17 protein-coding genes are annotated in these 17,496 nt (G+C 34.2%); 2 read left to right on the top strand and 15 right to left on the bottom strand.

The annotated features are described in order from the left end of the window. Positions 1-61 precede the first annotated feature (61 nt). Together Q0870_RS12995 and leuB are read left to right on the top strand one after the other, a co-directional pair. Complete coding sequence (locus Q0870_RS12995; RefSeq protein ID WP_298555998.1) at positions 62-1,237, top strand: 2-isopropylmalate synthase; 1,176 nt, start codon at positions 62-64, stop codon at positions 1,235-1,237. 46 nt (positions 1,238-1,283) lie between these two features. Next, entirely contained in the window at positions 1,284-2,402 is a 1,119-nt protein-coding gene (gene leuB, locus Q0870_RS12990; RefSeq protein ID WP_298555997.1) for a 3-isopropylmalate dehydrogenase, read from the top strand. A 271-nt stretch (positions 2,403-2,673) separates the two neighbouring features. Here leuB and Q0870_RS12985 read toward each other — a convergent pair whose 3' ends face one another. The 15 genes from Q0870_RS12985 to Q0870_RS12915 form a co-directional block, all read right to left on the bottom strand. Further along, positions 2,674-4,062: an NAD(P)(+) transhydrogenase (Re/Si-specific) subunit beta gene (locus Q0870_RS12985; protein ID WP_298555995.1), complete on the bottom strand. Its 1,389-nt coding sequence runs from the start codon at positions 4,060-4,062 to the stop codon at positions 2,674-2,676. Beyond that, positions 4,062-4,370, bottom strand: coding sequence for an NAD(P) transhydrogenase subunit alpha (locus Q0870_RS12980; protein ID WP_298555993.1), 309 nt, complete (start codon positions 4,368-4,370; stop codon positions 4,062-4,064). The genes Q0870_RS12985 and Q0870_RS12980 overlap by 1 nt, the downstream gene beginning before the upstream one ends. A 9-nt stretch (positions 4,371-4,379) precedes the next feature. After that, the gene (locus tag Q0870_RS12975; RefSeq protein ID WP_298555991.1) at positions 4,380-5,480 is read right to left on the bottom strand and encodes an NAD(P) transhydrogenase subunit alpha; all 1,101 of its coding nucleotides are present in this window, start codon (positions 5,478-5,480) and stop codon (positions 4,380-4,382) included. Between the two features lie 47 nt (positions 5,481-5,527). Next, positions 5,528-6,802, bottom strand: a complete 1,275-nt coding sequence (argH, locus tag Q0870_RS12970) for an argininosuccinate lyase (protein WP_298555990.1) — start codon at positions 6,800-6,802, stop codon at positions 5,528-5,530. Between the two features lie 36 nt (positions 6,803-6,838). Next, a complete protein-coding gene (locus Q0870_RS12965; RefSeq protein WP_298555988.1) occupies positions 6,839-7,906 on the bottom strand; it encodes a M20 family metallo-hydrolase in 1,068 nt (355 codons plus the stop codon). Between the two features lies 1 nt (position 7,907). Then, the gene (gene argB, locus Q0870_RS12960) at positions 7,908-8,687 is read right to left on the bottom strand and encodes an acetylglutamate kinase (protein WP_298555986.1); all 780 of its coding nucleotides are present in this window, start codon (positions 8,685-8,687) and stop codon (positions 7,908-7,910) included. An 89-nt stretch (positions 8,688-8,776) separates the two neighbouring features. Continuing rightward, positions 8,777-9,718 (bottom strand): N-acetylornithine carbamoyltransferase, encoded by a 942-nt coding sequence (locus Q0870_RS12955; RefSeq protein WP_298555984.1) that lies wholly within the window; start codon positions 9,716-9,718, stop codon positions 8,777-8,779. A gap of 7 nt (positions 9,719-9,725) precedes the next feature. Beyond that, a complete protein-coding gene (locus Q0870_RS12950; RefSeq protein ID WP_298555982.1) occupies positions 9,726-10,169 on the bottom strand; it encodes a GNAT family N-acetyltransferase in 444 nt (147 codons plus the stop codon). Next, positions 10,170-10,934, bottom strand: coding sequence for a glutamate 5-kinase (proB, locus tag Q0870_RS12945; protein ID WP_298555981.1), 765 nt, complete (start codon positions 10,932-10,934; stop codon positions 10,170-10,172). 1 nt (position 10,935) lies between these two features. Beyond that, positions 10,936-12,129, bottom strand: a complete 1,194-nt coding sequence (locus Q0870_RS12940) for a glutamate-5-semialdehyde dehydrogenase (RefSeq protein WP_298555979.1) — start codon at positions 12,127-12,129, stop codon at positions 10,936-10,938. Position 12,130: 1 nt separating this feature from the next. Beyond that, positions 12,131-13,279 (bottom strand): aminotransferase class III-fold pyridoxal phosphate-dependent enzyme, encoded by a 1,149-nt coding sequence (locus tag Q0870_RS12935; RefSeq protein ID WP_298555977.1) that lies wholly within the window; start codon positions 13,277-13,279, stop codon positions 12,131-12,133. 1 nt (position 13,280) lies between these two features. Further along, on the bottom strand, positions 13,281-14,075 hold the full coding sequence (proC, locus tag Q0870_RS12930) for a pyrroline-5-carboxylate reductase (RefSeq protein ID WP_298555975.1): 795 nt from the start codon (positions 14,073-14,075) through the stop codon (positions 13,281-13,283). Between the two features lie 297 nt (positions 14,076-14,372). Beyond that, positions 14,373-15,350, bottom strand: a complete 978-nt coding sequence (gene argC, locus Q0870_RS12925) for an N-acetyl-gamma-glutamyl-phosphate reductase (protein ID WP_298555972.1) — start codon at positions 15,348-15,350, stop codon at positions 14,373-14,375. Between the two features lie 3 nt (positions 15,351-15,353). Further along, positions 15,354-16,529: an argininosuccinate synthase domain-containing protein gene (locus Q0870_RS12920; RefSeq protein ID WP_298555970.1), complete on the bottom strand. Its 1,176-nt coding sequence runs from the start codon at positions 16,527-16,529 to the stop codon at positions 15,354-15,356. 4 nt (positions 16,530-16,533) lie between these two features. Next, a complete protein-coding gene (locus tag Q0870_RS12915) occupies positions 16,534-17,148 on the bottom strand; it encodes a GNAT family N-acetyltransferase (protein ID WP_298555968.1) in 615 nt (204 codons plus the stop codon). Between the last annotated feature and the right edge of the window lie 348 nt (positions 17,149-17,496).

Raw genomic sequence — 17,496 nt, 5'->3', positions numbered from 1 at the left:
TTCTGTATTTAGAAAACCAAAATATAAATTCGTGTAACAATACGAAAATAAATTTTAATAAATGTCTGATAATAAAGTCCAAATTTTTGATACAACGCTAAGAGACGGCGAACAAGTCCCTGGTTGTAAATTGAATACTGACCAAAAATTAATTATTGCTGAACAGCTTGATTTATTAGGAGTTGACATTATTGAAGCTGGTTTTCCTGTATCTAGTCCTGGAGATTTCAAATCTGTTGAAGCCATTTCTAAAATTGTAAAACACGCTACGGTTTGTGGGTTAACCCGGTCTGTAGAAAACGATATAAAAGTAGCTGGAGAAGCATTAAAACATGCTAAAACACCAAGAATCCATACAGGTATTGGGACTTCAGAATCTCATATAAAATTTAAATTTAAGTCTACACAAGAAGCAATTATTGAGCGTGCTGTTAAAGCTGTTAGTTATGCTAAATCTTTTGTAGAAGATGTTGAGTTTTACGCCGAAGATGCAGGTAGAACAGATAACGAATATCTAGCTCGTGTTTGCGAGGCCGTAATTAAGGCAGGTGCAACCGTTTTAAATATTCCAGACACCACAGGTTATTGTTTACCAAGTGAATATGGTGCAAAAATTAAATACTTAAAAGAAAACGTAAAAGGTATTGATAAAGCTATTTTATCTTGTCATTGCCATAACGATTTAGGTTTAGCTACAGCAAATTCTATTGAAGGTGTTATTAATGGAGCACGCCAAATTGAATGTACCATAAATGGTATTGGAGAGCGTGCAGGAAACACTGCTTTGGAAGAAGTAGTTATGATTTTAAGGCAGCACCCATATCTTAATTTAGACACTAGAATTAATTCAGAAATGCTTTATGGAATGAGCCAATTAGTTTCTGATAGTATGGGAATCTACACACAACCAAACAAAGCTATTGTTGGTGCAAACGCTTTTGCTCACAGTTCTGGAATTCACCAAGATGGAATGATTAAAAATCGTGAAACTTACGAAATAATGAATCCTAAAGATGTTGGTGTTACAGAATCTGCTATTGTATTAACGGCAAGAAGTGGTCGAGCAGCATTAGCTTACAGAGCAAAAAAGGTGGGATACGAATTAACTAAACTTCAATTGGATGAAATCTATACAAATTTTCTAGATTTTGCCGATAAGAAAAAGGAAGTTGATGATAATGATATCCATAAAATTATAGAAAACAGCAAAGTGTATAACGAAATTACTTCTGCTTAATTAAAAATACATTCCTGCGTTTACGGGAATCCAAAAAAATTAATTGATGAAATTAAATATTGCCGTATTACCAGGCGATGGTATAGGACCAGAAGTTATAGCACAAGCCGTAAAGGTTTTGAAAGTTATAGCTATGGAATTTAACCACATATTTACATTTCAAACAGCATTGGTCGGTTCCTGTGCTATAGATAAAACAGGAAATCCATTACCAGAAGAAACCGTTAGCATCTGTAAAAAAGCAGATGCTGTTTTATTTGGAGCCATTGGAGATACAAAATATGACGAAGACCCTGACGCTAAAATTCGTCCTGAACAAGGTCTTTTAGGTATCCGTAAAGAATTAGGTCTGTATACCAACATCCGCCCAATTATAGCTTACGAAGATTTACTAAACAAATCCTCGCTTAAAATAAAACAAATAAAAGATACTAATATTCTTATTTATCGCGAGTTAACAAGTGGTATTTATTTTGGAGAACGATATTTAAGTGAAGATGGCTGCATTGCATCTGATATTTGTAAATACGAACGTTTCGAAATTGAGCGTATTGCGCATGAAGCTTTTAAAGCTGCTCTATCTAGAAAAAACAAACTCACCTTAGTAGACAAAGCAAATGTACTGGAAAGCTCTCGCCTTTGGAGACGTGTAGTAAAAGAAATTGCGCCACAATACCCAAAAGTAAAAGTTAACTACATGTATATTGATAATGCCGCCATGGAACTTATTATCCATCCGAGGCAATTCGATGTTATTTTAACAGAAAACATGTTCGGCGATATCCTTTCTGAAGAAGCTAGCGTTATAGTTGGGTCTATTGGCTTATTAGCATCTGCATCTATTGGAGATAAGTACGCTATGTTTGAGCCCATTCATGGGGCTTATGCAAAAGCCGCTAACAAAGGTATTGCCAACCCAATTGCATCCATTTTATCGGCAGCTATGCTGCTTGACTATTTTGGGCTTGATGAAGAAGCAGCTCTGGTAAGAGAGGGTGTAGACAAATCATTAAAACTGCACATAACCACACCCGATTTAAATACTAAATACGATAATATAAGCACAACCAAAGTGGGCGATTTTATAGAAGATTTTATACAAAACCCAGAAGAAACAAACTTAAACTTCACAAACATACATTTAGGACAGTCCACAATTATTTAATTATTTGAGTTAGTCACCAAAATTAAAATATTGGGATTCTTAAAAGCGCATTTGAGAAAATGCGCTTTTTTAATGCTCTATTTTGGGCATTTTAAATATTTGGACGTTACCACAAGGGTCGTCGGGCTTTCCGTTACAAGTACTCGCACCTCCTACGTCGGGCTGTGGGCTATCCACTGCAATGCCTAACGCAAAACTTAACTTGCATCAAAACCTGCAAAATATTTAGTGGTTAGCTATATTCAATAACATGAACCAAACTTATAGAAAATTACATATTCTTCAACTCCGCAACCAAATCTGTCAAAGTGTCCTTGGCATCTCCAAACAACATTGCAGTTTTCGAATTATAAAACAACTCGTTTTCAATTCCAGCATAACCAGCTTTCATACTACGTTTATTCACAATAATATGCTTAGCGTTTTCAACATCTAAAATAGGCATCCCATAAATAGGACTAGCTGGGTCATTATGAGCTGCCGGATTTACCACATCATTAGCACCCACAACCAATACAACATCAGTGTTGTTAAACTGTGGGTTAATATCATCCATTTCAACTAACATATTATACTCAACATTCGATTCGGCTAATAATACATTCATATGCCCTGGCATACGACCAGCAACTGGATGTATCGCATATTTTACATTAACACCTTTTTGCGTTAAGAGTTCTTCTAATTCATGTATTACATGTTGAGCTTGAGCTACTGCTAAACCATACCCAGGCACAATAACAACATTTGAAGCGTAATTCATCATAATAGCAGAATCACTAGCTGTAGTACTCTTAATAGAACCTAATGTTTTATTAACACCTTCTACACTTGCATTTGCAGTAAACGACCCGAAAATCACAGATGCTAGAGTTCTATTCATTGCTTTACACATAGCTACAGTTAAAATAATTCCTGCCGAACCTACTAAAATACCACCTACCAACATAACCATATTGTCATATAGCACTCCAGTAATAGCTGCAGCAATACCCGTTAAAGAGTTTAATAACGAAATAACCACAGGCATATCTGCACCTCCAATAGGCAACACAAACAAAATACCATAAACCAATCCGCCTACTAACAAGGCATACAATAATATTTGACTATCAATACTTCCAATTACCACATAAGTTCCTAAAGCAACTATTGCTATAAAAAACACATTATTTACAATATTATATTGTGGAATTTTCACAACACTCTTAACCGTACCATTTAACTTTCCCCATGCTATTAAACTTCCAGAAAAAGTAATAGCTCCAATTATAATTGCCGATAAAATAGTAGTAATAATTGCTGCACTTATGCCTTTAATATCAGCATTTCCATATTCAACAATTCCAATTAGAGCAGCACTTGCTCCTCCAAACCCATTAAATAATGATACTAATTCTGGCATTTTAGTCATCTCAACTTTTACAGCAATTAGCCCTCCAATAATAGACCCAACTAAAATAGCAACTCCTATTAAAACATAAATAAGTGTTGGTACTTCTAAATCATGAATAAAAATAGTCCCGACAATAGCGAAACCCATACCTCCTGCTGCTATTAAATTTCCTGACTTCGCAGTATCTGGATGACCTAACTTTTTTAATCCAACAATAAACGTTACTGTTGCGATTAAATAAACAATACTTAAAATAATATCCATTACTTTTTCTTTTTAAACATGTCTAACATTCTGTTGGTTACAGCAAATCCACCAACAACATTTAATACTCCTAATACTACCGCAATAAATCCAAGCGTTAATGCCACATAATCTGTTGGATTTGAATGTAGCATTACTAAAATGGCTCCAACTATAACCACCCCACTTAAAGCATTTGCTCCAGACATTAAAGGTGTATGTAATACTGCTGGAATACTTTTTATTACTTCTATACCTACAAATATCGATAAGATAACGATGTATATAATTTGTAAATTACTACTAATAAATCCTAATAATTCATTCATAATATTTGTTTAGTTTTTACGTTGAATTCCATTTTGAACAATAAGTGTTTCGTCTGTAATCTCCTCTTCTAAATCCCATTTGAAATTTAAATCTTCAGTTAAATGCATAATAAAATTATAAATATTCTTAGCATACAACTCACTAGCATTTGTTGAAACACTTTCGGGCGCAACTGTAGTACCAATTACTTTTACGCCGTTTACATTAACTGTTTCTTTTAGTTTACTTACTTCGCAATTTCCGCCTTGTGCTGCAGCTAAATCAATGATTACTGCACCGTTTTTCATCTGGTTAACCTGATCTTCAGTAATTAATAATGGTGCTTTTCTTCCTGGAACATTAGCCGTAGTGATAACTAAATCGGCTTTAAACAATGATTTATTCACTGCTTCTTTTTGCCTTTCAGCATAATCACTTGAAGCTTCTTTTGCATAGCCTCCTTCAGATACTTCAGCATTATTTTCTACAGAAATAAATTTAGCTCCTAAAGATTCAGCTTGTTCTTTAGTTTCTGTTCTAATATCTGTTGCCTCAACAACAGCACCTAATCTTTTTGCTGTAGCAATAGCCTGTAAACCAGCAACACCTACACCATATATTAAAACTCTAGAAGGTGTAATAGTACCTGCTGCTGTCATCATTAATGGAAAAATTTTAGTCATTTCATAAGCTCCTAAAATCACCGCTTTATAACCTGCTAAATTATTTTGAGAACTTAACACATCCATATCTTGAGCTCTAGAAATACGTGGCATAGCATCCATAGAAAAGGCTGACGCTCCTTTTTCAGCAATTGCCTTAATCAATTCAGGACTAGACTTATGAAACAATTGACTCATTAATATGTGTCTTTTCTGAATTAGTTCTAAATCATGTTCATCAAACGGATTTATTTTAATGAGTACTTGGGCATCTTTAAAAACATCTGCTCGTGATGCTATTGAAGCTCCAAATTCCTCATAATCTGAGTCTTCGTAGGAAGAACTAGTACCTGCATGTTTTTCAACAATAACTTCAAATCCTTTTTCTACTAACTGCTTAGTAATAAATGGAGATAAAGAAACACGTTTTTCTCCTTTTTGCGTTTCTTTTAATATGCCTATGTTCATAAATCAAGATTGTTTGGTTAATATATTTAATTTAATAGGTATGCTTTTTAACTAGGAAACTTATCCTTAATTTTATCTAAACTCAAATTATGAATACTTCCAACATGAGTGTGTTTTTTAGACGTATCAGGAACATACGTACCATCTTGCACTTGTCCACCTATTTTTTGGTAGGCTTCTCTAAAACTTTGACCTTCAACAACCAATGTATTGATATTATCCACTGTAAATAAGTACTTGTATTTATCATCATGAATATCAATATCTTTCACGATAATTTGCTGAATCGAATAATTAAAAATATCCAAAATATCTTTTAACTCTTCAAAAACAGCAATCATGTTTTCTTTTAACAATTGATAATCTCTATGATAACCACTTGGGAGGTTATTTGTTATTAAAATCATTTCAGATTGTAAGGCTTGAATCTTATTACACTTCCCACGAATCAATTCAAATACATCAGGATTCTTTTTATGCGGCATAATACTACTACCTGTAGTTAATTCGTCAGGAAAAGAGATAAACCCAAAATTCTGACTCATATACAGGCATGTATCCATAGCAAAACGCGCCAAAGTATTGCTCAAACTACCTAAAGAAGCCGCAATAGTACGTTCGTTTTTACCACGCCCCATTTGTGCTGCAACCACATTATACTTTAAGGTTGAAAAATTCATTTCTTTTGTAGTGAACTCTCTATCAATTGGAAACGAACTACCATAGCCAGCAGCAGAACCCAATGGGTTTTGATCCACAGTTTTAATAGCTGCATCTAATAAAAACACATCATCAATCATCAATTCTGCATAAGCAGAAAACCATAACCCAAATGATGATGGCATTGCGACTTGTAAGTGTGTATATCCTGGTAACACTTTGTCTTTGTATCTTTCAGACAAATCCAAAAGGGTATCAAAAAGTGTTTTTGTTTTAGCTTTAATTAAGTTTAAATTGTCTTTGTAATATAAATGACAAGCCACTAAAACTTGGTCGTTTCTTGAACGTGCGGTATGGATTTTTTTTCCAACCTCGCCTAAAGACTTCGTTAATTCAAACTCTATTTTAGAGTGCACATCTTCAAACTGTTCATCTATAACAAAGGTACCATCTTCTATTTGAGATTCTAAGGTTTTTAGCCCTCGTAATAAATCAACTAATTCTTCAACAGTAATAATACCTATTTTTTGAAGCATTTTAGCATGCGCCTTTGATGCAATCACATCGTATTTTGCAATATGAATATCAATTTCACGGTCGTTTCCAACGGTAAATTGTTCTATTTTTTTATCGATTGATATACCTTTATCCCAGAGTTTCATTTTAAAAAATGTTTATTTGTTTATGCGTTGATTTGTTTATACGATTACCCGATTCAACAATTCAACATATATTTTTATGCCTTCTTCTATTTCATTTACATAAATAAATTCGTCTGCCGAATGCGAACGTGTGCTATCCCCCGGACCAAGTTTTAAACTTGGGCAACTTAATACGGCTTGGTCTGATAATGTTGGCGACCCGTAAGTTGTTCTTCCTATAGCGATGCCTGCTTTTACCAAATCATGCTCCACAGGAATTGATGATGAATTTAATCGTAAACTACGTGGTGTGATTTTAGTTACTGGCGCTTTTTCTTGTAAAATTTGTGCAATTTCAGCGTTACTGTAAGCATCATTCACACGAACATCAATTACCAAATCTACATGTCCAGGCACCACATTATGCTGAGACCCTGCATTAATTTGTGTGACTGTTAATTTCACATCCCCCAAAGCTTTTGAGCCTTTTTTAAACTTAAAATCTTTAAACCATTGCAAAGCATCAATCGTATTATAAATGGCATTATTATCATTTGGATGTGCAGCATGACTTGGAGTTCCTTCAATCATAGCTTCAAATACCACCAAACCTTTTTCAGCTACTGCCAAATTCATCAAAGTAGGTTCTCCAACAATAGCAACATCAACCTTAGGAATAATAGTCAACATACTATTTAATCCATTAGGCCCGCTACTTTCTTCTTCCGCTGAAGCGACAATAACCAAATTATATTTTAAATTTTCGTGGTTATAATAGTGCGTAAATGTTGCGATTAAAGACACCAAACAACCGCCAGCGTCGTTACTGCCCAAACCGAATAATTTTCCATCTTCAACAAATGCCTTAAACGGGTCGTTTGTATATGCTGAATTTGGCTTAACCGTATCGTGATGTGAGTTTAACAATAGTGTTGGCTTGCCTTTTTCAAAATGTTTATTAACTGCCCAAACGTTATTCTTTGTACGCTTATAGTCAATTTTATATCGTGTAAACCAATCTTCAATATGCGATGCAGTAACATTTTCTTCAGAAGAAAACGACTGTGTTTCTATCAGCTTTTTTAAAAGTGATATCGCATCATTTGTTAAATCTTGTATCGCCATCTTATAAGATTATTGTTGTAAAATCATCATTCTCTTGAGTTAACATGGCTGTATTTCCCATATTTATGGTGTTAACGCCATGTCGTAATGCGTCAAAACAATTTTCGAGTTTTGGAAGCATGCCATCTGCAATAATACCTTGATTCAATAAATCTTGATAAATTTTTGAATCGATATGTTTAACCACTGAATTTTTATCATTTATATCTCTTAAAACACCTTTCAACTCAAAACAGTAATAAATAGATGTTTCGTATAAATGACTCATTCCTACAGCAACTTGCGAGGTTATCGTATCTGCATTTGTGTTTAATAATTGGCCGTTTCCATCGTGTGTAATAGCACAAAAAACAGGTGTAAAATCGGCTTGAATTAATTTATCTATAGATTTATAAGCCACTTCTTTTACATCGCCAACAAATCCAAAATCAATTTCTCTTACAGGACGTTTATCCGACTTAATACTGTTTATATCTGCTCCTGTTAAACCAATGGCATCGGTATTTAGTGCTTGTAGTTTTGCCACCACGTTTTTATTTACCAAACCACCGTAAACCATCGTTATAACTTCAAGAGTATCTGCATCAGTAATGCGACGTCCATTTATCATTTTAGATTCTATACCTAATTTTGAAGCGATATGTGTTGCGCGTTTTCCACCACCATGCACCAAAATTTTCTTTCCTTCTAAATTAGAAAATAATTTTAAAAACGCATTTAAAGACGCTTCATCTTCAATGATATTACCTCCTATTTTTACTATGGATAGTTTTTCTTTCATTTATCTTAATTTAGGTTTCGACTGCGCTCGACCAAACTGCATGATGAAATTTAAACCTACAAGGTTTTGAAAACCTCGCAGGTTACGTGTTACTTTAAACTTTCTAATAGCTTTTTAAGCACCAATTGTGCTGCGTAGGTTCTGTTATTCGCCTGCTCGATAACCAATGAACTATCAGTATCTAACACAGCATCTTCAACAACTACATTTCGTCGCACTGGTAAACAATGCATAAATTTTGCGTTACCTAATTTTTCTTTTGTAATCATCCAATTTGGGTCTGTGTTTACTACTTTTCCATAATCCACATAAGAACTCCAATTTTTGGTGTATACAAAATCTGCATCTTTAAACGCGTCTTCTTGATTATGACAGATTGGTGTATTACCAGTAATTTCTGGATCTAAATCGTAGCCTTCCGGATTCGCAATCACGAATTCGACATCCATTTTTTGCATGGCCTGCGTAAAACTATTAGCTACGGCATGCGGTAATGCTTTTATATGTGGTGCCCAACTTAAAACCACTTTCGGACGCTTAGTTTTAGCATGTTCTGAAATAGTTATAGCATCTGTTAACCCTTGTAATGGATGACCTGTTGCACTTTCCATATTTACTATTGGAACAGAGGCATATTTTGCAAACGATTTTAAAACGTGTTCGCTTTCATCTTTTTCTTTATCAATCAATGATGGGAATGCCCTTACAGCAATAATATCACAATATTGCGACACCACTGCTGCAGCTTCTTTAATGTGTTCAGCAGTTGTTCCATTCATAACAGTGCCATCTCCAAATTCAATTCCCCAAGCATCACCAGACACATTCATTACAATGGGATTCATCCCTAAATTCAACGCAGCTTTTTGGGTGCTTAAACGCGTACGCAAACTTGAATTAAAGAATAATAAACCTAAGGTTTTATTTTTACCTAATTCAATATATTTAAGAGGATTTGCTTTTAGTGCTTTTGCTTCTTCAATCCAAATATTGATGTTATCTATATCGTGTATGGATGTGTAATGTTTCATTGTTATTTTATTTAATCATCAGTTTCATCTGTTGATGAATAATTCCTGTTTTCTTTGATGCGTATGTGCTTCCAAAAGAAACAAAATTAAACTTTTCATAGAATACTATTGCCGTTTTTCTAGCCCCAAGTTCTATTTTAGTCACTTCGTTTTCTTTACTTTTAATAATTAATGCTTTTAATATTTTAGACCCAACTCCTCTTTTCTGGTATTCATTTTTAATAGCCATTTGAGAAATTATAGCTATGGTATTTTTAATATTCAATCGTCCCGTTCCAACAACCTCTCCATTACTCAAACATATTAAATGATTCCCATTTAGTTCAAAATCATCTTGAATTAAGTTACGTCTATTTTTCATGTTTTTAAAAAACAGATGTTCTCTTAATTTTACGGCTTCCTCATAAAAAGAACTTTCAACATTAATATATTTTAACTCTAAAGCATCCAACTACTTTATTTTTGTAAAAGTCACTTTATCTTCCATAGCATTCACTATAAAATTATCTTCTAACCCGTTTACAATCCATGTTTCTATATTCGCCTTTTTAGTAACCGAAGCGGCTTCAATTTTTGATGCCATTCCTCCGCTACCGTGTGTTGATTTGGAACTTACCACTTGCGTTCTCAATTTATCAAAATTTTGAACTTCACTTATGGTTTCTGGTAAACCATTTTCAATAGATTCTTTAGTGTAAATCCCATTTGTATTTGTTGCAATCATGAATAAATCAACCCCCAAAAGAGACGCTGTTAAAGCACCTAATTTATCATTATCGCCAAATTTAATTTCGTCAGTAGCTACCGTATCATTTTCATTTATAATAGGAATGTAGTTATTATTTACTAGCACTTTAATAGTGTTTGTAATATTAATACGACTTTCTTCTTTTTCAAAATCAGAATACGACAATAAACATTGCGAGGTTAACAACCCATATTCTCTAAAAATCTCTTGATAAATCCTTATCAAATGTGGCTGACCAATAGATGCTAATGCTTGTTTTACGAAAACTTCTTTTTGCTTGCTTTCCAATTTCACAAATTGTTTTGCCACAGCAATAGCACCAGAACTCACAATAATAAACTCGCAAGTATCTTGAAGTTTTGCAATCTGATTTGCAATGTCTTCAATCTTACCTCTAGAAATATTATCGGTTTCTTTAGTTAAGGTATTTGACCCTATTTTTAGTAATATGCGTTTCTTTTTCTGCATCTTATCTTATTTGTCCATTACCATGAACATACCATTTATTAGTTACTAAATGTTGTAATCCAATTGGTCCGCGTTGGTGTAATTTATCTGTACTAATTGCTAATTCACCACCTAATCCTAACTGCCCTCCATCCGTAAATCGCGTTGATGCATTATGATATACTGCTGCTGTATCTACATTTTCCATAAACAGTTTTGCCTCGTCATCATTGCTTGTAATAATGGATGATGAATGCCCTCCAGAGTACTTATTAATCATGGCAATAGCATCTTGGTTTGATGCTATTTCGCCTATTAAAATCTTGTAATCTAAAAATTCTTTATACCAGATATCATCAGACTTGATAGTTTCAAGTCCATTATCTTTTGAGACTATATCATCCCCTAAAACCTCAATTTTAGATTCTTTTAACTTTGAAATCAATGTTTTAACAAACTCATCCTTATTTGGAAGGTTTTCATCTATCAAAACCTTATCAACTGCATTACAAGCTGAAATTTTAGACTTCCCATTCATAATCACATCAATGGCAATATCTAAATCGGCTTCCTTATGCACATATACAAAATTGTTTCCTCGTCCACTTATAATCACAGGGCATGTAGCGTGTTGTTTCACAAAAGCAATTAAACGTTCACCACCACGAGGCACAATCAAATCAACTTTTTGAGTTGGCTTTTCTAAAAATGCTTGCGTTTCAGTTCTGTTAAACTGCAAATATTCCACCCAATTTGTTGATGCATCATAAGCTTTTAAAGCCTCATGCCATAACTCAACAATTTTTAAATTTGAGCGTAATGATTCCTTTCCGCCTTTAAGCAGTATTTTGTTTCCAGATTTAAAAGCAATTCCAGCAGCTTCAACTGTAACATCTGGACGCGATTCGTATATAATCAACACCGCTCCAAACGACGCCGTTTTATTGTAAATCTGCATCCCATTGTCATGCTTAAAACTAAAACGTTCAACACCAACAGGGTCTTCCTGAGATGCTAAATGCGTTACCGATTTTATCATCTCATCAACTTTAGCATCATCCACTTTTAAACGGTCAAACATAGATATATCATCGCCCTTATAAGCGTCTAAATCTGTTTTATTAATTGCAATTAAAGCTTCTCGTTCATGCTCTAAAAGCACAGCCATTTTAAGCAAAATAGCATTTCTAGTTTCTATAGATAATAGTGTATTCATGTTATACAACAGTTGATTTAACTTCAGATAAAACCTCAATTAATGCTTCAAAAAACATACTGATATGTTCCTTTCTAACCGTTAATGGTGGTAAAATCCTTAGTAATTTTTTATTTGCAGCACCACCTGTAAAAATATTATGGTCGTAAATTAATTTTTTTCTTAAATCGCCCACCTCAAAATCAAATTCTAAACCAAGCATTAAGCCTCTTCCTTTAATATTTTTTATTTGCGGTATCGTTTCAGCCAATTTTATAAAGTACATAGACATTGCATTAACATTGTCTATTAATTTCTGCTCTTCAATAACATTTAAAACTGATAAACCAGCAGCACATGCCAAATGATTACCTCCAAAAGTAGTTCCTAACATACCAAACTTTGCTTCAATATCAGGATGAATCAAAATCCCACCAATAGGAAAACCATTCCCCATACCTTTGGCTATAGAAATAATATCTGGGTTTACATTATAATGTTGAAACGCAAAGAATTTCCCAGAACGTCCGTAGCCAGATTGCACCTCATCGGCAATAAACATGGTGTTATTCGCTTTACATAAAGCATCAACAGCCTCAAAAAACTCAGCTGAGCCTTCGTCTAATCCACCAACACCCTGAATAAACTCAACAATAACAGCGCAAACATCGCCTTTTTCAAGCTCTTTTTTAACACCTTCAATATCATTTAAAGGCAAAATAGCTACTGCCTGTTGCGCATTAATTGGCGCAATAATATTCTTGTTATCAGTAGCCGCTACAGCTGCCGATGTACGCCCATGAAACCCATTACTAAACGCTAAAACTCTAGCTTTTCCTGTTCTAAAAGAGGCTAATTTTAAAGCATTTTCATTAGCTTCTGCACCAGAACTACATAAAAAAAGTTCATAATCCTTGCAACCAGAATGTGCTTCTATTTTATCTGCCAATTCAACCTGTAAAGGATTCTGAATCGCATTCGAATAAAATCCAAGCTTAGAAACTTGATTAGTCACAGCCTCAACATATTTAGGATGCGCATGTCCAATAGAAATCACAGCATGACCGCCATAAAGGTCTAAATATTCGGTTCCTTTTTCATCGTAAACGTAAACACCTTTCCCTGAAACTGGTGTTACATCATAAAGTGGGTAAACATTAAAAAGTGGCATGTTAGTTTTTCTTTAATTGGTTAATTTTTTCAAAAGATGCCGTAATTCCTTGAATTAAAGCAGAGCTTAAACCTTGGTGTTCCATTTCATTTAAACCTTCAATAGTACATCCACTTGGCGTGGTAACTCTATCAATTTCTTGCTCTGGGTGTCTACCGGATTCTATCAATAAACTTGCAGACCCAAAGCAGGTTTGCACTGCTAATTCGTGCGCCTCTTCAGCCTCAAAACCTAACTGAATAGCACCTTGCGTAGTAGCACGAACCAGTCTCATCCAAAACGCAATACCGCTCGCACAAATAACAGTAGCCGCTTGTATTTGGTCCTCCGGAATTACCATAGTTGTCCCTAACTGGTTAAAAATCCCTTTTGCCAAATCCATTTTAGCTTTGCCTTTATCATTTGCCGCTAAACAGGTCATCGATTTCCCAATAGAAATTGCCGTATTTGGCATCACACGAATAATCGTTTTATCATATCCAATCACACCTTCAATCCTCTCAATCTCAACACCTGCAGCAACCGACATTATCACATGACTATCAGTGATTTTATCAGCAACACCAGCCATTACCTTATCAATATGTTTAGGCTGAAGCGCAAAAATTACAATATCAGACTCCTCTACCGCCAACGTATTATCATTCGTCACAGTCACGCCATCTTCAACGCCAAATTTATCTACATTCCCTGTATTAATATCACTCAAATACAGCGTTGTAAACGATTTATTCCCAATCAAACCCTTGGCAATCGAGCTTCCTAAATTACCAGTTCCAATAATCGCTATTTTCATAATTAATGTCTTTTCAAAGTTGAAAACTTGTTCCTTTTATTTGTCTTTCCTGCGCAGGCAGGAATCTATTTTATTTTTTATGGCGCTACCCACAAGGGGTCGGGCTATCCGTTATAAGTCCTCACACCTCCTTCGTCGGGCTTTGGGCTTTCCTCTTCTATCCCTAACGCGGAAACCTCCCCTAACCCTTCCTAAGGAGAAGAACTCTTACTCAAATCTTCTTACTCAGACCTACAAGATTTTAAAACCTCGCGCATGTCAATCCTTTTCCTCCCCCTTCGAGGAGGTTAAGTGGAGCTAAAAGTAAGTCCCTTTTAATCCTAGTCCAGTCGTTTCATCTAAGCCAAACATTAAATTCATATTCTGTACTGCTTGTCCAGAGGCACCTTTCAATAAATTATCAATAGTACTTGTAATTAATAATTTACCATTATGCTTATGTAGATGTACCAAACATTTGTTGGTATTTACTACCTGTTTCATATGTAAAAAGTCGTCTGACACAAAGGTAAACTTCGCATCATTGTAAAACGATTTATAAATCGCTTTAGCATCTTCAACATCGCCCTCAAAATCAGTATAAATTGTTGCAAAAATACCTCTGGAAAAATTACCCCTATTTGGCATAAAAATAATTTCAGAAGAAAAATCAGATTGTAATTGATTCACAGACTGATTGATTTCACCTAAATGCTGGTGCGTAAAGGGTTTGTAATACGAAAAATTATTATCTCGCCACGTATAATGCGTTGTAGCAGATAATGATGTTCCAGCACCAGTAGCACCAGTTACCGCATTAACATGTACATCTTTTTTAATTAAACCAGCATCAGCTAACGGCAACAACCCCAATTGAATCGCCGTAGCAAAACATCCAGGGTTTGCAATATATTTTGCTTTTACAATGGCATCTTTATTTAATTCTGGCAAACCATACACAAAAGTTTTACCTTCAAAAATTTTGTCTGCTTCCAGCCTAAAATCATTTCCTAAATCAATAATCTTAGTGTCTTCAGAAAATGTGTTTGCAGATAAAAATTTTACCGAATTCCCATGCCCTAAACACAAAAACAACACATCAATATTTGGATTTACAGTATCTGTAAATTTCAAATTTAAACTACCCACTAAATCTTGATGAATCTTGCTAATCTTGTTTCCAGCATTACTGGTACTAAAAACAAAATCAATATCAGTTTCAGGATGATTAATTAACAATCTAATTAATTCGCCTGCTGTATATCCTGCACCTCCTATAATTCCAACCTTAATCATATCTTAAGAATTTACTTGTCTGTATATTTTATTTTGGTTTCCTAGAATTTTAATAAATCCTTTTGCATCATCAGCAGTCCAAGCTTTGTTTTCTTCACCATACGTACTAAACTTACTCGACATTAAATCATGGTCTGATACAATACCATCTAAAGAAAAGTGATACGGTTTTAAAGCCACAACAACATTACCAGAAACCATCTTTTGAGAACTTTGTAAAAAGGATTCAATATCTCTCATTACAGGGTCTAAATACTGACCTTCATGTAAATGCATCCCGTAGAAACTAGACAAATATTCTTTGTGTTGTAATTGCCATTTAGTAAGTGTGTGCTTTTCTAATAAATGATGTGCTTTTACTGTAATTAAAGCAGCAGCAGCTTCAAAACCAACACGTCCTTTTGTCCCAACAATGGTATCTCCAACGTGAATATCTCTACCAATGGCATATGCCGAGGCTATATCGTTTAATTTCTCAATATTTACTTCAGGAGTATTTTCTTCTCCATTTAACGCCACAAACTCACCATTCTTAAAAGTCAATGATACTTTTTCTTCGCCTTCTTTTTCTAACTGCGACGGATATGCTTCACATGGTAAAGGTTTTTCAGATTCTAAAGTTTCAACACCACCAACACTTGTCCCCCAAAGCCCTTTGTTTACAGAGTATTTAGATTTTTCCCAAGGCATATCAATACCCTCAGATTTTAAATAGTCAATTTCTTCTTGTCTAGTTAATTTCTCGTCTCTAATTGGTGTAATAATTTTAATATTTGGCGCCAATGTTTGAAAAATCATATCAAAACGTACTTGGTCATTTCCTGCACCAGTACTTCCGTGAGCAATATATTCTGCATCAATACTCTTTGCATATTCAATAATTTCAATGGCTTGAATAATACGTTCTGCACTTACAGAAAGAGGATATGTGCTGTTTTTTAAAACATTTCCAAATATTAAATACTTCACTACTTTTTGGTAAAATGTGGCTACCGCATCAATATTTTTATATGTTGAAACTCCCATTTTATAAGCGTTACTTTCTATATGCTTTATTTCTTCATCTGTAAATCCACCTGTATTTACACTTACTGCATGTACATCATATTCCTTCGATAAACTTACCGCACAATATGAAGTATCTAATCCACCGCTATAGGCTATTACTAATTTTTTCATTTTATTATTTTTTATCTTTTTTTAAAAACAAAGCTTGCTTGATTTTCTTTAAACGCATAAACACGCTTTCTTTTATTGGCTTTATATCTTCTTTTTTACTTTTAGGGTCGTACAACATACCTGTACATAAACACATTTTTCTGTTTGTGCGTGTTAAAACATCGTAATTTTTACAAGTTTGACAACCATCCCAAAAAGTTGAATCGTCTGTTAACTCAGAAAACGGTACAGGTTTATAACCTAAATCACTATTCATTTTCATAACAGCTGGGCCCGTAGTAATACTAAACACCTTAGCATCTGGAAACTTATTTCTAGAATGCTCAAATACTTTATGCTTAATTTTTTTAGCAAGTCCTCTTCCTCTAAAATCCGGATGTACTATTAAACCAGAGTTGGCAACAAACTTACCATGACCCCACTTTTCTATATAACAAAACCCTGCAAATTTACTATTTTCAATAGCAATAACAGCATTTCCATTTTCCATTTTGGATGCTACATATTCAGGTGTACGTTTTGCGATACCCGTACCTCTAATTTGAGCTGAGGCTTCAATGGTTTCACAAATTACATCTGCATATTTAATGTGTGATTTATCGGCTATTACAACCTTCATTTCCTTGTCTTTATTAATGTCAATTACTATCTGTTTTTAAAGCTGAACTGGACTCACCTAATTCAATAAATTGATACATACCCTTACGGGCGACGTGGAAATTTACGGCGCATAATAGAACTGTTGTTAATTATCGAATTAACTTTATTTTGAAATACTATGAGAAAATTTTTAGACACTTTTTGAAAAATTAAAATTACGTTTGGTTTTTACTAATATTGGAGCATTAGAAGCGACGGCGATTGCGCACGGGCAAACCGGGAGTAGAACAACGTATTTTATTTTTTAAATTTTTCACAGTGTAAAACTAAGATATTATTTTTTTAAATGGTTAAAAATCATAGAGTT

Source organism: uncultured Algibacter sp. (genome assembly GCF_947487575.1).
GTDB lineage: Bacteria > Bacteroidota > Bacteroidia > Flavobacteriales > Flavobacteriaceae > Algibacter_B.
The sequence above is the reverse complement of the archived record's forward strand: the minus strand, read 5'-3'. Positions and strand labels throughout refer to the sequence as shown.